A 1,324-nucleotide genomic window follows, 5' to 3' on the forward strand; every position below is an offset into this window, starting at 1 on the left:
CCCCTGCCCGCCCCTACACGGCCTCCGGGAACTCCGCGGGCATCGGGCGCAACGACCGGGCGGGCAGGATCGGGCGGCAGGAGAGCGTGTAGCGAACGGCCACCGTGCCGCCCCCGCCGCCCATCCGGTCCACCACGTCCACGAGGAACCGCACCGGCCGCCCGGCGGCCAGCAGCGCCGCCCGGCGCTCCCGGTGCCGGCGGTCGGCCGGCCAGCCGTGCAGCGAGGAGGGTGAGCTCTCCCCTCCCTCCGGGCAGGGGGCCTCGGCCAGCCGCCCGGCCCACTCCTGCAACCAGCGCAACGCCAGGCGGGGGGAGCCGACCGAGCGGCTCGCGAGCACCCACTCGCCCTGGGATTCCGGACATCGGGCGACCACCTCGCACCGGAACGCGCCCGCCCTCATCGGCCCCGCCCCCGGGAGATGCACCGGGAAACGGCGCCCCGCACCCGGCCGGGCATGACCTCACAGCACCATTCCGAGATGATCTGATTTTCCTTCACTTTCGCTCCAGTCAACCTTCCTCACCCTGCGGGGTGATTCCCGGTGAGTTATTCCCCTCCGTCACCAGAAAAACACGGAACGCGTACTTCCGAGAAAATTCGAGCCCCCGTCTCACGTGTTGGAAGAATCGAACACACCCCCTTCCCGTCACCCGAATCCCCCCTCCCCCGGATATCCGGTGGCCACGGGAAGGGGGATGCCCGCGCCCGGCTCCGGCCTCCGGAACGGCTCGACAACCAAGGGGGGCACTCGCGCGGAACGCGTCTCCACCGGTTGAGCGGCAACCATGACCTCCGGGTTCAGGGATGCATGACGATCTTTCCCACGTGCTCCCGACGGCCGAGTTCCTCCTGCGCCCGGGCTGCCTGCTCCAGGGGAAACGTGGCGGCGACAACGGGTTGGATTCCGGCCCGCCGAGCCAGCTCCACGAGCAGGTCGAAATGCCGGGGCGTGTGCATCGCGGAACCGATGATCCGAGCGTTGTGCAGGTAGAGGCGACGCACGTCGAGTTTCACGTCGTACCCGCCCAGCGCACCGGCCACGACCCACCGGCCGGCTTCGCGCAGCAACGGAAGCCCTTCCCCCAGCAGGTCCCCGGCGACGACATCGAGTACGACATCGACACCCTCCGGGGCCACGCCGCGGATCTGTTCGATGATGTCCTGCGCGCGGTCGACGACATGGTGGGCGCCCGCCTCGCGCACCGAACCGACCTTGGATCCGCTGCTGATGGCGAGCACCCGCGCGCCTCGCTCCCGGGCGAGTTGCACCAGCGCCAGGCCGACGCCGCCGGAAGCCCCCGAGACCACGACGGTCTCGCCC

At 70.8% G+C, this 1,324-nt stretch carries 2 protein-coding genes; both read right to left on the reverse strand.

The window, feature by feature from the left end; translation table 11 throughout:
* Positions 1 to 13 precede the first annotated feature (13 nt).
* Positions 14 to 403, reverse strand: coding sequence for a hypothetical protein (locus tag FOE67_RS25865; RefSeq protein WP_182667247.1), 390 nt, complete (start codon positions 401 to 403; stop codon positions 14 to 16).
* Positions 404 to 801: 398 nt separating this feature from the next.
* The coding region (locus tag FOE67_RS25870; protein WP_182667248.1) for a zinc-binding dehydrogenase at positions 802 to 1,324 on the reverse strand (523 nt) is incomplete at its 5' end.

The sequence above is a fragment of the Streptomyces calidiresistens genome (assembly GCF_014141525.1).
In the GTDB taxonomy this organism is placed as follows: domain Bacteria; phylum Actinomycetota; class Actinomycetes; order Streptomycetales; family Streptomycetaceae; genus Streptomyces; species Streptomyces calidiresistens.